Below are 14,567 nucleotides of genomic sequence, written 5' to 3'. Positions count from 1 at the left end.
TTCGCTTGGTCCGTCGAGCGGCCGCAACCCGGTAAGCAACGAAGGAGTTTTGTTTGTATTTACTGACCGTCCACGGGATTACGGTACCTCTTTCATCCGACGAGGTTTCACCGGTTATTTGGCAGGCTCTGACAAGTGGCAGCTATGAAGCGAAAGAGGCTAAGTGGGTCTTCAAGGCTGTCAGACCGAATGATCGGGTGCTTGAGCTGGGGGCAGGGATCGGTGTCATTACGTCGCTAATTGCTACAGTTCCGGGCGTTCGAGTTTGGTCATTCGAGGCAAATCCATCAACAGTGGCACTCGCACATCGTGTGATCAGTGCAAACAATCTGTGCAATGTAGTGTTATCCCAAGGCTTATTGGCAGCAGGGGAGTCGCGTACCTTTTCGTTCTATGTTCGCCAGGACCTTTGGATGTCGTCCATGGACAAAAATCAAGGTCCCTACCAGCGGGAAATATCGCTGGCGTCTACAAACATCGATAGTTTTATTGCGGATCATGCCATCAACGTTCTCGTCATGGACATTGAGGGCGCTGAACGAGATTTACTTGGGAGATCTGAGCTTCCTGGTATCGAACGGGTTTTCCTTGAACTGCATGACCATCTCTACGGATTATCAGGTATCCGTGAAATTACGGAGGCTTTGACGGCGAAAGGATCTCGCATATGACCCTCGTGGTTCGTATGGTCATTGTGTCCTATTCACTAAGGAGCAGGGCTTGCGCGAATATGAAGGGGAGGTTTTCGAAGCTCTGGGATGATGGTCTGGTGAGTTTTTTGGAACAACAAGTTGGTAGGAAACCGAAGAAGAGATGAAGGCAGTGTGTTGGAAATCCGCGGAGCTCGCCGATATCAATTTGACGAAGAAACACGTCGTAAGAAATGGGTGATGAAGCCGTGCGACGGGGTCCTGGATTTCCGGCGCGTGAAATGGGCAGATCCAGATGCTCGCAACTCGTGCAAAATATCCGCCTAGTCGAACCTGTTGCCAGTCACCGGAAGGTTCCCGGATGGTTCGGCGATCACCGGCCCAAATTATTACGAGCTGACTGATGGCACGATGCGGGCGGGGACGATGCGACGCTGGCTACCAGTCCTTGAGAAACTGCTTATGCAATTTCATGGCAGGCAAGTACCGCTTATACTCCGCTACCTTCGCCACTTCGAGGTTATACCATTCGTTGATAGCATCAACATACATCATCGCCGCAAGGAGCAGTTGGGTTAGTTGATGCAATCAACAAAGAGATGCGATTCATTCATTCCTTCTCGCCGCAACGGCACAAAATCTCCGAAGGCTGGCAAAGCTCAGGCCTTCACGCCTGCTAACGGCCGCCATGGCAGTTTGATGGCCTGCGGCACCCTCCCATCCAGCCGCGTCAGAGCCAGGGCCACCTTGCAAAGGTCCTGAAAAACCTCGCGCACAGCGTCGAGGATGCTCAAACTCCGAGTTCTTCAACGATATCGGCGCATTGCGGTCATTCCAAAAGCTGATCATTTGGATCTCGCGAGATTGGCCTCTCCAAGTCGGATCATGACGGGTACTTCGATCCCGCGCGCGACAGGATTGGACGCGGATCGGGAAAGAGGAGCCCCTCCAGCTATGACGATTGCCGAGCCACCGTGACATTCGAGGACTCCCATGAAGTCGCTCAACTGAGCGTGGGTCTTGGAGCAGACTAACGGGAGGAAGGTGAGGTTGCTCGGTACGATCTTTCACCGTTTGCAATTGCATCTATCGAAGTTGGTCCAGCAATTCCTTGGCATCGACGAGGTCGCGCGTATCAAAGCCCTCGGTGAACCAGGCGTAGACAGGGGCGAGCAGGTCGTAGGCCTTGTGCCTGTCCCCGCGGTGGGCCCACAGGCGGGCAAGCGAGGTCGATGCGCGCAGATTGAGGGATGCCGCGTGCTGTTCCCGAGCGACCTCGATGGCGCGAAGATAATGTGCTTCGCTTCGTTCGACATCGAGTGTTGCTGAACTGAGCAGGAGATTTCCGGCGATCCGGTGAAGTTCCGACTCCCAGAGGTGCGCGCCGGTGGCCGCCACCTCCTGCGCCGCGCCCTCGCCGACAAGGTCGCCCACCACCACTAATCCCGTTGCGATGCCGACACGGGCACCCAGCGGCTCGTTTGCTGGCGTCACCAGCTTGGCAACCGCCGCCGTAATGGCGAGCCCGGCCCGCACCGCCCGCTCGGCCTCGTCCTCGTGCGCCCGCGGCCAGCCGAAATAGGCGAGCACGCCATCACCCATGAACTTCGCGACATGGCCATCCACACGCGTGATTTCCCCGGCCACCGCGTTCTGGTACTTGCCGATCACTTCGGCCATCTCTTCCGGGTCCAATTGACTTGACAATGCGGTGGATCCGACGAGATCGACAAACATCACCGTCAACTGGCGACGTTCGGCTTCGACGCGGGGCGTTGAACCGGCCACCGGCTTGGGATCGCGCATATCGGCGTTGCCAAGCCCCGCAATGGCGGCCAACACGAGCTTCCTCGGGCCCATCGGGAGGCCCAGGGCTTCAAGGTCCGCATCCGACAGATGCGGGAGCACTTCGGGAGTGATCTCGTTTTTAGCAAAGATCGTGGCATACTTGGCAAGCCCGAGGCCCGAGAGCCACGCGGCAATGTCCATGACATCCTCCGTGTAGTCCAAGGCAGTTTACCACCGCGGGGCCGCTGAAACAAAACGGAATAGGCTCCTCACAGTTATCCATTCGCAAGAGACCTTTCACTCTGATATTCGCCTAGTCTTGAGCGAGCGAGAGGCGTATATTCAGTGACACACGCCTTTTGGGGGAGTTGCGCGGTGGCCGCGTACCTGATCGCCGATATCGATATCACCGATGCAGGTGTTCGAGGAGTACAGCGAGAACTTCCTGTTACCAAGCGTAGCCGATATTTGGGGCGTGGCGGGTTACCCAAGTGCTCTAAGGCGATTGAAAGCTGCATCGTCTTGTTATCTTCGAGTCCCCAGACGCAGCTTCGCGGAGAGCTGGTACAACTCGCCAAAATACAGTCGCCTCAAGGTCGTCCGCGAGCGATGCCCAAAGACGAGGATCAAAGCGCTGGAGGGGCACTCCCTAAACTCCTATAGGCCGATGGGCCGATGCAAACGTGCGCTCGCGCCGCCACTGCTCCATGTTGGGAGATCCGACCACTGATCATATGTCGGGCGACGAGAAGTGGAGGAGTGGAATTTTAAGTGTGTCGGTGAAGGGTGGCTCGACATGGCGAGCACAGCGCCGGTGAATATTTCGTTCGCCAAAACCAGAGTAGAGGGGAACAGAAATCATGAGGAATTACAAAATTCTCGACATTCTCCGGCGTGGCCGGACTCATCTTGAAAACCATTTGATCGACGGTCTCGTGGACGGCAGGGTGAGCCGCCGCGAATTTATTCGCCACGGCAGCTTGTTGGGGCTGTCGCTGCCTTTCCTGGGAAGTGTCGGGTTTGCAGTGGGTCTCGGCGGCATGCCAAGCCTGGCCCGCGCCCAGGGTGCACCGGGCGCAACCATCCGCGTGGCAAACAGCGTGCCCGCCGCGGTGATTGATCCAGTCAGTGTTGCCGACTCTGGCGGTCTTTTGATGTTGCAACAGACCGGTGAATTTCTTTGTCTTGATGGTCCTGATCTTGTTTTGAAACCTATGCTCGCCGAGAGCTGGAAACCGAACGACAAGGGTGATGTCTGGACCTTTACTTTGCGCAAGGGGGTCAAGTTCCATAGTGGTGCCGAGATGAAGGCCGACGATGTGGTGGCCAGCATTGACCGGCTGGCGGACCCAGCCAACTCGTCCAACGCATTGTCCGTATTCACCGGTTATCTGCAGAAGGGTGCAACCCGAAAAATTGACGCCTATACAGTCGAATTCCATCTCGATGCGCCCAACGGCAACTTCCCGTACATGCTATCGTCCGACAATTACAATGCGATTATCATTCCCGCTGACTATAAGGGCGATTTTGAAAAGAACTTCATTGGAACCGGCCCGTTCAAGCTCGAAAAATATACGCCGAAAGTAGGCGCCTCATTCGTCAGAAACGACAATTACTGGGGCGATAAGGCTCTGCCGGATCGGACGGAGTTCACCTTCTTCGGCAGTATCCAGCCGATGATCCTGGCACTTCAGGGCGGCCAGGTGGATGTCATCACCCAGTTACCCGCTTCGGCAGGTGTGGGCCTGCTCAGCGATCCCAACGTCGAAATTATCAGCCTCAAATCGGTGGCGCACCAGCAGCTGCACATGCGCACCGACACGGATTCCTTCAAGGATCCACGCGTCCGCCGTGCAATTGCGCTCAGCATCGACCGGAACAAACTGCAGAAGGGATTAATGCGCGGGCACGCGCTGCTTGGCAATGACAGCCCCTTTGCGCCAGTCTACCCGTCTACGGATACGAGCGTTGCGCAGCGGCAGCAGGACTTGACGCAGGCGAACCAGTTGATGGAAGCAGCAGGTGTCGGCAAGGGTTTCAAGGTTACGTTGACAACGGAACGCTTTCTGGAAATTCCGGAATATGCGGTCCTTATCCAGAACGCGGTAAAGGAAATCGGCATCGACCTTGGGCTAAGCATTCTGGATCAGGGCGCGTACTACGGCGATGCCGTCTTCGGCAAATCGAACTGGCTCGACTCCGTAATGGGCATCACTGCCTATGGTCATCGAGGTGTTCCCAATGTCCTTCTATCTGCTCCGTTGAAGAGTGACGGGACCTGGAATTCGGCACGATTCAAGAATCCGGAATATGACCAATTGGTCTCAAGCTACATCGCTGCGCTCGACCTCGAAAGTCAAAAACAGATTGCGGGCAAGATCCAGCGCCTGCTTCTGGAAGAAACGCCGGTCATCTTCGGGTACTTCTACGATTATTTGTCGGCGACTGCGAAAGGGGTGACCGGCGTGCATCCAACGGCCATATCGCAGAATTATCTCGACCGTGCCTCGAAAGCTTCATAGTATGGCACCCGCGACCGCCAGCTTCGTTTATCGAAGCGATCGCCAGAGTAATTCGCCAAATCTCACTGTCGGCCGCGAATGCCTCGCCGCAAGCGCGGTTCCCTATGCAGCAGATCTCGCAATGCGCTACACTCCCGCATTGCTTGAAATAACGGCGCTGCCTACTGGCAAGATGATCTGATCGGAGAATTGATCGCGCCGTTGAGGAGTTTCGCCATGCAGCGCAGAATGGCTGCCCTCATGGTCGGCGACATCGTCGGCTACTCCGGGATGATGGAGCGAGCTGAGGAGCAAACAGTGGAACGCTTGGCGAGCTGTCAGGCCCTCATCTCGGAAAAAGTTGGTTTGCTCGAGGGCCGCGTCTTCAAGACAGTCGGCGATGGAGCACTTGCCGAATTCCCCAGCGCCGTGAACGCAGTGCGCAGCGCGTTCGAGATCCGGAGTGCGCTTGCTGGTGTGCAGGAACCTATGAGTGAGCCGATGAGGATGCGGTTCGGTCTCCACATCGCGGATGTTGTGGTACAGGGGGATGATCTGGTCGGCGACGGGGTCAATCTCGCAGCGCGCATTCAGGCAGCAGCTGAACCGGACTCGATCTATGTGAGTGGTGCACTCTTCGATCATGTCCGCCGCAATTCTGCGTTTATATTCGACGATATAGGTGAGCGAACATTCAAGAATATCTCAGAGTCGGTTCACCTCTATCGGGTGCGCGGGGAGATCGGGGCGCATCGGCTCCAGTCCGCACCGACGCAACTTCTCATCACGAAGGAACGGCGGCCGTCATCTGTTGCGGTGCTCCCTTTCCGAGTTTCGGGCTCCGATGAGAACCAACGCTACCTCGCCGAGGGCCTCACCGAGGAGCTGATTGTCGAACTGGGGCGGTTTCACCGTCTCTCAGTTAGTTCACGGAGTGCGAGTTTCGCGGTGGCGGAACTCCACCCGGATCCGGTGAGAGTCGGTGAGGTTCTTGGCGTTCGATATGTGCTTGAGGGACAGGTGCGCAAGCTCGGAGAGCGGGTCTCGATCAGCTTTACGCTGTCAGAAACCGACCAAGGGGCGGTGCTTTGGAGCGACAAGATCCAGCGATCGTTCGAGGAAATCCTTGCCCTGATTGACGAAACCGCTGCCAAGATCGCCGCAACCGTGTCGGGGCGGATGGAGGATGCGGCCATGATCGCGGCGCGACGAAAGCCGCCGGAAAACATGACCGCCTTCGACTACCTGTTGCGCGGGCTCGACCATCACCGCCTCGGCGGCGTTACTGACGACAATGCACGCCAGTCCGTCGGCTGGCTGACAAAAGCAATTGAGGCGGATCCGAACTACGCCGCTGCCTATGCGTGGAGAACCTGCGCAGCGTCATGGTTGTCGGATTTCGACTACGAGCAAGGTCGACGGGACATTCGCCGCGCTCGAGCTTGATCCCTACGATGCTGAGGCCAACAGGATTATGGGCGTACTAGAACTCATGATTGGCAACTTCGACGAGGCTCTGGCACACCACCGCAAGGCAATGGACTTGAATCCGACGGATGCATACATCAAGGCTAGATGCGCGGCGATGTATAATTTCGTGGGCGAATCAGAGCGTGCATTGGCCTTGCTCGACGAAGCCGAAACGCTCGACCCATTCCTTCCTGTGTGGTGCATCGAAGAGCGGGGTGTGGCCCTCTATGCGCTGGGCCGCTATGCCGAATCCGTTGAATCCCTCGGTAAACTCACTTTTCAGACCATTCGATCGCGCCTCTATCGGGCAGCTGCGCTCGTGGCACTTAATCGAACCGAAGAAGCCAGTCGAACGGTCAGAGAAGCTGTCGGCGGCAAGCCAGATCTCACGGCCTCGGACTTTATTAGTCGTGAGTATTATCGCGATCCTGATAAGGCTCGTGGGCTGGGCCGCTCGTTGAAAATAGCAGGTTTGCCTCCATAAGATCACTGAGCAGCCAATGACAAACCGCTGGGGGCAACGAGTGCAAACCATGGCGATGTCACGGAACTATCTCGACCGTGCCTCGTAGGCCTGACGGGAGAGGAAACGGACATCCTGCAACAGCCAGCTCCGGTGGGAGCTGGCTAACCAAGGAGGGCAGCCATTCTCCCCTTCCTGTTAAGACGCATTGCTTTGGCGCTTGTGACACAGTTCCTGCTCAGCATCATGGTGTTTCTGGGCGGTCAGGTGCTGCCCGGAAACGTCGGCCGTGCCATATTGGGACCGCTCGCCGACATCCGCGCTGTCGATGCGCTCAATCATTCGCTTGGTCTCGATCGGCCGCTTCTCGTGCAGTACTGGGACTGGATGTCAAGTTTCGTCCAAGGCGATATGGGAACGTCCTATATTTTCCGGGCACCGGTGGCACCATTTGTCATCGACGCCCTTGGCAATTCCATGAAGCTGGCACTGGTCGCGTTCGTCATGGTCGTGCCATTGGGGATACTCGGCGGCATCATTGCAGCCTTGAACGTCAACCGGCCCATTGATCGTATCATCAGTCTTGGCGGACTGTCGGCAACGGTGTTGCCGGAATTCGTTACTGGCATCATCTTCATCCTGATTTTCGGCGTCTGGTTGCACTGGTTGCCCATCGCCGCCACGTGGCCAAACAACGCAGGATTTTTCACGCAGATTTATTATCTGATCCTGCCGGCACTCCCGCTTTTCATGGTGCTGTTCGGCTACATCGCGCGCATGACACGCTCTGGCATGATCGAGGCGCTCGATCCTGATTACACGCGAACCGCGGTTCTCAAGGGTCTTCCCTGGCGCGTCGTCATATGGCGGCATGTGCTGCGCAACGCGCTGCTTCCGACAATCACAGTTATTGCCACACAAACCGGGTACCTGATCGGCGGTCTTGTCGTTGTCGAGACATTGTTCCGCTATCAGGGGATCGGCTCGCTGATCTTTACGGCAGCGCGTGGCAAGGATTTTCCAATCCTCGAGGCCGGTATTCTGGCAATTGGTATCGTCTATTCCGTCGCAACGCTGGTTGCCGACGTTCTCTATTCAATCCTTAACCCGCGAATTCGGCTGGGGCCAGAACAATGAGCCTAGTCGAAGCCAAACAACCCGAGCTGCCGAGTTCCAGCACGCGCAGTCCCGTAACCGAGGCACTCATTTTACTCTGTCATTCCGGATCTTTCCTCACCGGGCTTTCAATCGTGCTTTTCTGGGCGGTCTGCGCTCTGTTCGGCGAATACTTCACGCCTTACGATCCGTTGGCAGATGACATTATCAATGCGCTCACGCCACCATCAGCGGAACATTGGTTCGGAACCGACCAGCTTGGCCGCGATGTCTTCTCGCGGGTCATCGTCGGCTCTCGCGACATTCTGACCGTCGCTCCGCTTGCCACATTGCTGGCTACGATCGCGGGCACGACGCTGGGCCTTGTCACCGGCTATTTCCGCGGTCTGGTCGATGACATTATCAGCCGCGTCCTCGAAGCTTTCATGGCGGTCCCCGTGGTAATCGTTGCTCTTCTTGCCATCGTTGCTCTCGGTACTTCCAAGTCCACAGTGATCATTGTCATCGGCCTGAGTTTTTCGCCGATCATCGCGCGTACCGTGCGCTCTTCAGTCCTTTCCGAGCGCGAGCTCGACTATGTCGCTGCAGCGCAACTGCGCCGCGAAAGCGCACTGCATACGATGTTCGTCGAAATATTGCCCAACGTGGTGCCGTCGATCCTTGTCGAGACGACGGTCCGCCTCGGCTACGCAATCTTCGCGGTTGCGACATTGAGTTTCATGGGTTTTGGCATCCAGCCACCGTCGCCGGATTGGGGCCTGAGTATTTCCAGCAATTATGGAATGATCGGCGGCGGGTTCTGGTGGACTGTGTTGTTCGACGCCCTCGCGATTGCATCGCTCGTCATCGGCGTCAATCTGGTGACCGACGGAGTTCAGGGGGCTCTCAATGACTGAGCCCCCCATCACGGATAACGCGCTTGAACTGCACAACCTTTCTGTCGCTTACCGTGTGGGTCGGCGCAACCGGGCAGTGCTGCGGGATCTTAGCCTGACCATTCGTGCCGGAGAGGCCTATGGTCTCGTTGGCGAGTCCGGTTGCGGAAAGTCGACGGTTGCGTTTTCAGTCGTGCGCTACCTGGCGAGGAACGGCGTCATCACCGCCGGAGAAATCTTTCTCGCGGGCCAGAACGTCATGAAGCTTGACGGTGATGCGCTGCGGCGGATGCGCGCCGAAAGTGTTTCCATGGTCTATCAGGATCCCAGCAAGGCGCTTAACCCATCCATCCGTATCGGACCGCAACTGACCGAGATTTTCGAACTGCGCGGCATTTCCGGACAAATGGCATCGAACCAGGCTATCGCCATGCTGAGCAGGGTGCGCATTTCCGATCCGGTACGGGTGATCCAGCGATATCCACACCAGCTCTCGGGCGGCATGCAGCAGCGCGTCGGTATTGCCATGGCACTTGCGAATGACCCCACGATGCTGATCCTCGACGAACCGACCACGGGGCTCGACGCAACCGTTGAGGCCGAAGTGCTCGATCTGATTGCCAAACTCCGGCAGGAACTGGCAGCCTCAATCCTTTTCATCAGCCACAACCTCGCAGTGGTTTCGCGTATGTGCGACCGGGTGGGTGTACTTTATGCCGGCATGCTGGTGGAGGAGGGGCCAACGCAGGAAGTCTTCAACAATCCTCGTCATCCCTATACGGTTGCACTTCTCCGTTGCCTGCCACGGGGCGCGCAGCGCAAGGATCAGATACGGCTGGATACAATTCAGGAGTCCTTCCAGCCCCCGGCGCGACAATCAGCGGTTGCGCCTTCGCTGACCGATGTGCGCTCGCCGACGGCCGGTGCCACAGTGAACTGCCACCATTGCATGACCTTGGCGGGCGGCTTTCCCGTTGCCACTATCACGAGAACGCTCAGACGCTTCCCCGAACCACACCCGGCAGCATCTCAACCTCGTCTGTGGCTGCCTTGCTCGAACCTGTCTTGCGAATTGAAGGACTAAACAAGACCTACGCGAGCCATAGTCACACCTTGCGGGCAGTGAACGATGTTTCGCTCGACCTTCTGCGGGGGCAGACGCTTGGCCTTGTCGGTGAATCCGGAAGCGGCAAGACGACCTTCGCCCGTTTGCTCCTCGGACTCATTCCTGCCGATGCCGGCGGTACCATGCAGCTCGAAGGCAAGCCTCTTGCTTCCAAACTCGAAAGTCGAACAGCGGATCAGGTAAAGGCGATGCAGATCGTTTTCCAGAATCCGGATTCGGCTCTGAACCGGTCGCACTCGGTCAGGCATATTATAGGGCGTGCCCTTCATATGCTTGCTGGGCTCAGCGGACCCGCATTGCGCACCCGTCTCGTGGAACTGGCTCATTCCGTCCGCCTGACAGAGCGGCATCTGAGCATTAAGCCACGCCAGCTTTCCGGCGGTTTGAAGCAGAGGGTGGCAATCGCCCGCGCCTTTGCCGGTGATCCTCGGATTGTCGTCTGCGACGAACCAACATCTGCACTCGATGTCTCGGTTCAAGCAGCAATTCTCAATCTGCTTGCTGACCTCCAGATGAGAGAGAGTGTGAGCTATATCTTTATCTCCCACGATTTGGCTGTCATCCGCTATCTGTCGGATCAGATTGCCGTGCTTTATCTCGGCCGCATCATGGAGCTTGGTCCTTCCGAGCGGGTATTCTCCGGCCCACACCATCCCTATACGGAGGCGTTGCTTTCTGCGGTTCCGAAACTCGATGAAAGCGAACGTGTTCGCGTCCGGCTTGACGGGGAGATCCTGAGCGCAGTCGATCCTCCCTCGGGCTGTGTTTTCCATACGCGTTGTCCCCACAAGTTCGGTGCAGTTTGCGAGGAGCAGGAGCCTCCGTTGATCGTCGCGGAACCGGGTCATACGATCCGATGCCACATTCCCCATAAAGAACTCGCAAGACTGCAAAAAGGACGCAAGAGGTAAACGCAAACCAATGAGAGGAGACAACTCAACTTTGTTGCGCGGCAGGGCTGGGAACTATTTCCTCCCCTGCGCAAGGCAAACGCATCTGATGGACGGACACTGGATCGGTTTCGAGGTGAGAGACAACCTCGGGCAGGCCGTGGCAATCGTTCATGAAAACAAGTTCCCGCAGGAGCAGCCCCCAGGACGTTGATAGGTCTGCGTCACCCTTCGCTGTCAGATTTGGCCGACACGCGCGCATCAATCCTGTGCTTGTACGACAAGGATCCAATCGTCTTCGCTACTGGACTCCGCCGGCGCCGCAAATATGTGGCTTTTCTTGCCCGATCCCTTGATCGGGCCGGTCGTCGCGAGGAAGTGCCCTTGCCTTGGATCGTACCAACGTGCCACCACAGACTTATCGGCCAGCATCTGCAAATCAAGCGATATGGAACGGGCATCCGGTACATAGACGATGCCGAGGCGGCGGTCGGCAGTCAATGCGGCGACGGCCCGTTTTTGTTCATCTTGTGCACCGGACGTGAGGAAATGCGCCCCGAGATCAGGTTCTAGTTCCCACCACGGCAATTGCTCGAAAAAATTATACAGATGCGTCATACTTCGCGAACCGGGGCTGTCCAAGGCTTCACGCCAACCCATCGGTGCCTCATAGAGGCCAGGCTTTTCAAAATGCCAGATGGGATTGTTGCCGAACACCTGGCCGGCAGCGCCCGTTAAAAGGGCCTGATAGGCCTGCGTGCGAATACGATGCGCCATGGCCCCGTGTTCGAATTCATAAGCGGATCTGATCAAGATTACGGGCAGGTGGTCAGCCCGGGCATACTGTTCGGCAGCTGGCCAATAAACTGGTCCATAGGTGTAGATGGTATTTACCCGAAGCCAGGGCTCTCCACTCCAGTAATCAAGACCAGCGTAGCCAGGGCTGTTGTGGGCAGTTTGCAAAGCGTTCGGATTATGCGCCCGGATAGCATCTGCAATAACACGAACGACATACTTCTGGGGTGGGCTGTAATCGCCTCCCTGGATCCACAGTATGTTGCTCAACTTGCCGTATCTGCGACCGATATAGTCTCCATAGTGTCGCAAGCTCTCTGGGCCACTTGCCAGCATGTCTTGGTACCAACCCTCGTGGCCCCCGTTGAAACCGAGATAGGCTGGGACAAGGAGGATAAGAAAACCCTGAGCGGTCGCCTCCCGAATGACCCAGTCTGCATGTTCGAAGTAGGCCTCGTTCGGCGTATTGAAGGAACCCGCGGTCAGAAAAGGGGCCTGACCGTATGCATTTTTAGGAGAAACGTGCTCAAGCAGGTTCACGACTATTGCATTAAATCCGCGGGCACGCCGATCGGCAAGGTAAAGTGTGACGTCTTCTCGGTTCAACCCGACGATGAGCGACCATGCCGCATCACCGACGAGGAGAAAAGGACGGCCATTTGCGTCCTGTAGATAGCGTCCATTTTGGCTCACGCTAATGGGGAAGGCAGTGTCAGTTATCGACGCAGTGGCGGTGGCAACGTTCGCTTCCATCTGGGAAAAGTCCATAGCCACACTCGCACGTTGAAGCATATGCGCAAGACCAGAGACGCTGAGCGCGGCGAAAAGGGCGGTGGCAAGCCAGCGAAACCTGGGCATTCGAACTTTCATTTCACTATCCTCACGGCAATTTTCGTTCAAAGAGTACGTGAAAGCTGCGGGCCCGATTGTACCGCACCATTTGACTGTTTAGCCCCGTTAGCGTCAAGTCGAACGGCAGGCACCCATCTGATTGGGCTTTTGCCAGATCTTGAATTTGACCAAGGTTTCGGTGAGGCACATCCGGCCCAGAGCTTCCCGAACGTCCGCCGGGAGGTCGCCATTTTCCTCTATGACGATCTCTGCTGCCGCAATTGACTGTAATATTTGATCACGCTCCTTCGGATTGAGCACTCCCGGCAGAACGATCCACGAATCGGTTGATTTTATCGCAGGATAGTAATGCGAAACGCCCGTCGCGTAAGATACGAGAAAGGTGTCCTGGGAGCTTGCCAGTTGAAGGACGCGCTGCCAATCGCGAGCAAGGTCCTCCGATGCATACAAGCCAGCTGTCAGTTTTGTCGAAGTTGTGGTCGACCAGGCTATCAACGTTGCGTTCACTTGGCGGCCAGAGGCAAGGATGCCTAATCCGACAAAAATAACCAGGACCCAGTTCCTGCGATAGACATTGGTCATGTGCGCTAAACCGACGATGATCCCCAAAGCCAGTATCGGATCATAGATTATGTGCTGATCAGGATGACCATAGGCAAACAAAACGAAGACGATATGCAGCGCAGCGCACAGGAGCAGCACCTCCTGCCAAGGTGCAATTTTCGTGCGAAAGAATGCTCGCACGACTGGACCTGCCAATACCAATAATAGGCCGGTGGAGTACAGCCACCATAACACGGGGCTTGTGGCATAATATTTCAAGATGAAGCCCGGCCCTCTGCCCGATGGCCAAAGAAACTCGAAAAATGACGACATGAACCCCCACCGCAGTGCGCGGTAGATCCGCATGCCCTGGAAGGGCAGGAGCCGCCGCGAGAATGGAAGAAATTCCGAAGACAAACAGCATGCAGGTCAACAGAAGGAGACCCACAACCAGGGCAGGCGCGAATGCCGCCAAGACGTTTCGCAGCGTGAACTGCCCGCGCTGATGAAGATCGAGCAGGATCATGCTTACCAGTAAAGCAGAAAGAACCAGGGATAAGGAGGGGATCGCAAAGCATCCCGCCACGGCGATAGCCAATGCCAAATTCCGCTTTCCGTACAGTACCAGAAGGAGGGAATAAAGGGTACTGAGCTGCAAAAGCGAATAAGGAAAATTGGGATTGACGATGATAGTGAGAGGGGCGAGTGCGACTACGACGAGGAGCCAGACTTTCGTGCCGCCAACTTCCCGAATAACACAGGCCCAAAAAATGGCCATCAGACCCCAGGTGGCGACGATGAAACCGATCATAGGCCAGTAGCCGCGGCCAAAAACCGCGAATGCGACGCGCTGCAAAAGCAGTGGCAATAGGCCGTACGCATAACCGATGTCGACGCCGATAAGGTAGCCTTTGTCGATCAGGTAATCGAGGTTGAGCAAGCTGCTGCGGTCGCGGAAGATCCACAACTCCATGGAGAACAATATAGGCCAAGACAAAAGTCCGAGCGCGACAAAGGCCACAAAAAGCAAGATTGCGATGGTTGCGCCTGACATTTCGTGGGTATTGGCCGGATTCCTTAAGCTTGCCGTTGTAGCGCGCATTGTTCACCCCTCTCAAATATTCACTCGTTCGGCGCGTCACACCTTGGCGAAGCTGATAGCCTTGTGGCCGTAAAAATTTGACAGCGCGCCGGCGGCTATGCCGACAGCATGTGCTATGGCCGGCGCAAATGTGCTCTCTGCCCCAAGGGTTACCAATCCCCTCAACATCAGGACGGACACTCCAGTGACGATCCTGAGGCTGACTGCATTGACCGCAATAAAGGCGAACAACTGATCCGAAAGCCCACGATTGGAGCCGATGAAAACGAATTTGCGGTAGGCGTAAAATCCGACAGCCATGCCGATGACCATCGCTCCGGCAACGGCGGCCGGAAAAGGCATGAACAAAGAGAGCGGAAAGCGCACGAGCCAATTTACCAATGCAGCCCCTCC

The 14,567-nt window shown here is 56.5% G+C and carries 11 protein-coding genes and 2 pseudogenes; 8 read left to right on the top strand and 5 right to left on the bottom strand.

Annotated elements, in window-relative coordinates; translation table 11 throughout:
- Positions 1–53 precede the first annotated feature (53 nt).
- Positions 54–762: pseudogene (locus N8E89_RS25515) on the top strand (FkbM family methyltransferase).
- 974 nt (positions 763–1,736) lie between these two features.
- Here the strand turns inward: N8E89_RS25515 and N8E89_RS25510 are convergent.
- The gene (locus N8E89_RS25510) at positions 1,737–2,639 is read right to left on the bottom strand and encodes an adenylate/guanylate cyclase domain-containing protein (protein WP_262262566.1); all 903 of its coding nucleotides are present in this window, start codon (positions 2,637–2,639) and stop codon (positions 1,737–1,739) included.
- Positions 2,640–3,298: 659 nt separating this feature from the next.
- Between N8E89_RS25510 and N8E89_RS25505 the strand changes: the two genes are divergently transcribed.
- From N8E89_RS25505 to N8E89_RS25475, 7 genes and pseudogenes are all read left to right on the top strand, one after another.
- A complete protein-coding gene (locus N8E89_RS25505; RefSeq protein ID WP_410010418.1) occupies positions 3,299–4,963 on the top strand; it encodes an ABC transporter substrate-binding protein in 1,665 nt (554 codons plus the stop codon).
- A 1-nt stretch (position 4,964) separates the two neighbouring features.
- The gene (locus tag N8E89_RS25500) at positions 4,965–5,144 is read left to right on the top strand and encodes a hypothetical protein (RefSeq protein ID WP_262262565.1); all 180 of its coding nucleotides are present in this window, start codon (positions 4,965–4,967) and stop codon (positions 5,142–5,144) included.
- A gap of 35 nt (positions 5,145–5,179) precedes the next feature.
- On the top strand, positions 5,180–6,388 hold the full coding sequence (locus N8E89_RS25495) for an adenylate/guanylate cyclase domain-containing protein (RefSeq protein ID WP_262262564.1): 1,209 nt from the start codon (positions 5,180–5,182) through the stop codon (positions 6,386–6,388).
- 28 nt (positions 6,389–6,416) lie between these two features.
- A complete protein-coding gene (locus N8E89_RS25490) occupies positions 6,417–6,896 on the top strand; it encodes a tetratricopeptide repeat protein (protein ID WP_262262563.1) in 480 nt (159 codons plus the stop codon).
- A 225-nt stretch (positions 6,897–7,121) separates the two neighbouring features.
- Positions 7,122–8,012, top strand: a complete 891-nt coding sequence (locus N8E89_RS25485; RefSeq protein WP_262263329.1) for an ABC transporter permease — start codon at positions 7,122–7,124, stop codon at positions 8,010–8,012.
- Positions 8,009–8,887 carry an ABC transporter permease gene (locus N8E89_RS25480; protein ID WP_262262562.1) on the top strand — a complete coding sequence of 293 codons (879 nt, stop codon included), beginning with the start codon at positions 8,009–8,011 and terminating at the stop codon, positions 8,885–8,887. The genes N8E89_RS25485 and N8E89_RS25480 overlap by 4 nt, the downstream gene beginning before the upstream one ends.
- Positions 8,880–10,903: pseudogene (locus N8E89_RS25475) on the top strand (dipeptide ABC transporter ATP-binding protein). Before N8E89_RS25480 ends, N8E89_RS25475 begins: the two are co-directional and overlap by 8 nt.
- Positions 10,904–11,143: 240 nt before the next feature.
- Here the strand turns inward: N8E89_RS25475 and N8E89_RS25470 are convergent.
- From N8E89_RS25470 to N8E89_RS25455, 4 genes are all read right to left on the bottom strand, one after another.
- Positions 11,144–12,547 carry a glycoside hydrolase family 140 protein gene (locus tag N8E89_RS25470; RefSeq protein WP_262262561.1) on the bottom strand — a complete coding sequence of 468 codons (1,404 nt, stop codon included), beginning with the start codon at positions 12,545–12,547 and terminating at the stop codon, positions 11,144–11,146.
- A gap of 93 nt (positions 12,548–12,640) precedes the next feature.
- Positions 12,641–13,111, bottom strand: coding sequence for a hypothetical protein (locus N8E89_RS25465; RefSeq protein WP_262262560.1), 471 nt, complete (start codon positions 13,109–13,111; stop codon positions 12,641–12,643).
- Positions 13,112–13,169: 58 nt separating this feature from the next.
- Positions 13,170–14,174 (bottom strand): hypothetical protein, encoded by a 1,005-nt coding sequence (locus N8E89_RS25460; RefSeq protein WP_262262559.1) that lies wholly within the window; start codon positions 14,172–14,174, stop codon positions 13,170–13,172.
- Positions 14,175–14,210: 36 nt separating this feature from the next.
- Positions 14,211–14,555 (bottom strand): GtrA domain-containing protein, encoded by a 345-nt coding sequence (locus N8E89_RS25455; protein WP_262262558.1) that lies wholly within the window; start codon positions 14,553–14,555, stop codon positions 14,211–14,213.
- Positions 14,556–14,567 lie beyond the last annotated feature (12 nt).

It is taken from the genome of Phyllobacterium sp. A18/5-2, from assembly GCF_025452215.1.
Lineage (GTDB): Bacteria > Pseudomonadota > Alphaproteobacteria > Rhizobiales > Rhizobiaceae > Phyllobacterium > Phyllobacterium sophorae.
This window is presented reverse-complemented; position numbering and strand designations above follow the sequence as displayed.

Excerpts from the sequence above, each read along its gene's own strand:
- N8E89_RS25470 (WP_262262561.1), bottom strand. The coding sequence starts at position 12,547 with ATGAAAGTTCGAATGCCCAGGTTTCGCTGGCTTGCCACCGCCCTTTTC.
- N8E89_RS25465 (WP_262262560.1), bottom strand. The coding sequence starts at position 13,111 with ATGACCAATGTCTATCGCAGGAACTGGGTCCTGGTTATTTTTGTCGGA.
- N8E89_RS25490 (WP_262262563.1), top strand. The coding sequence starts at position 6,417 with ATGGGCGTACTAGAACTCATGATTGGCAACTTCGACGAGGCTCTGGCA.
- N8E89_RS25460 (WP_262262559.1), bottom strand. The coding sequence starts at position 14,174 with ATGCGCGCTACAACGGCAAGCTTAAGGAATCCGGCCAATACCCACGAA.
- N8E89_RS25480 (WP_262262562.1), top strand. The coding sequence starts at position 8,009 with ATGAGCCTAGTCGAAGCCAAACAACCCGAGCTGCCGAGTTCCAGCACG.
- N8E89_RS25495 (WP_262262564.1), top strand. The coding sequence starts at position 5,180 with ATGCAGCGCAGAATGGCTGCCCTCATGGTCGGCGACATCGTCGGCTAC.
- N8E89_RS25485 (WP_262263329.1), top strand. The coding sequence starts at position 7,122 with ATGGTGTTTCTGGGCGGTCAGGTGCTGCCCGGAAACGTCGGCCGTGCC.
- N8E89_RS25510 (WP_262262566.1), bottom strand. The coding sequence starts at position 2,639 with ATGGACATTGCCGCGTGGCTCTCGGGCCTCGGGCTTGCCAAGTATGCC.
- N8E89_RS25505 (WP_410010418.1), top strand. The coding sequence starts at position 3,299 with ATGAGGAATTACAAAATTCTCGACATTCTCCGGCGTGGCCGGACTCAT.
- N8E89_RS25500 (WP_262262565.1), top strand. The coding sequence starts at position 4,965 with ATGGCACCCGCGACCGCCAGCTTCGTTTATCGAAGCGATCGCCAGAGT.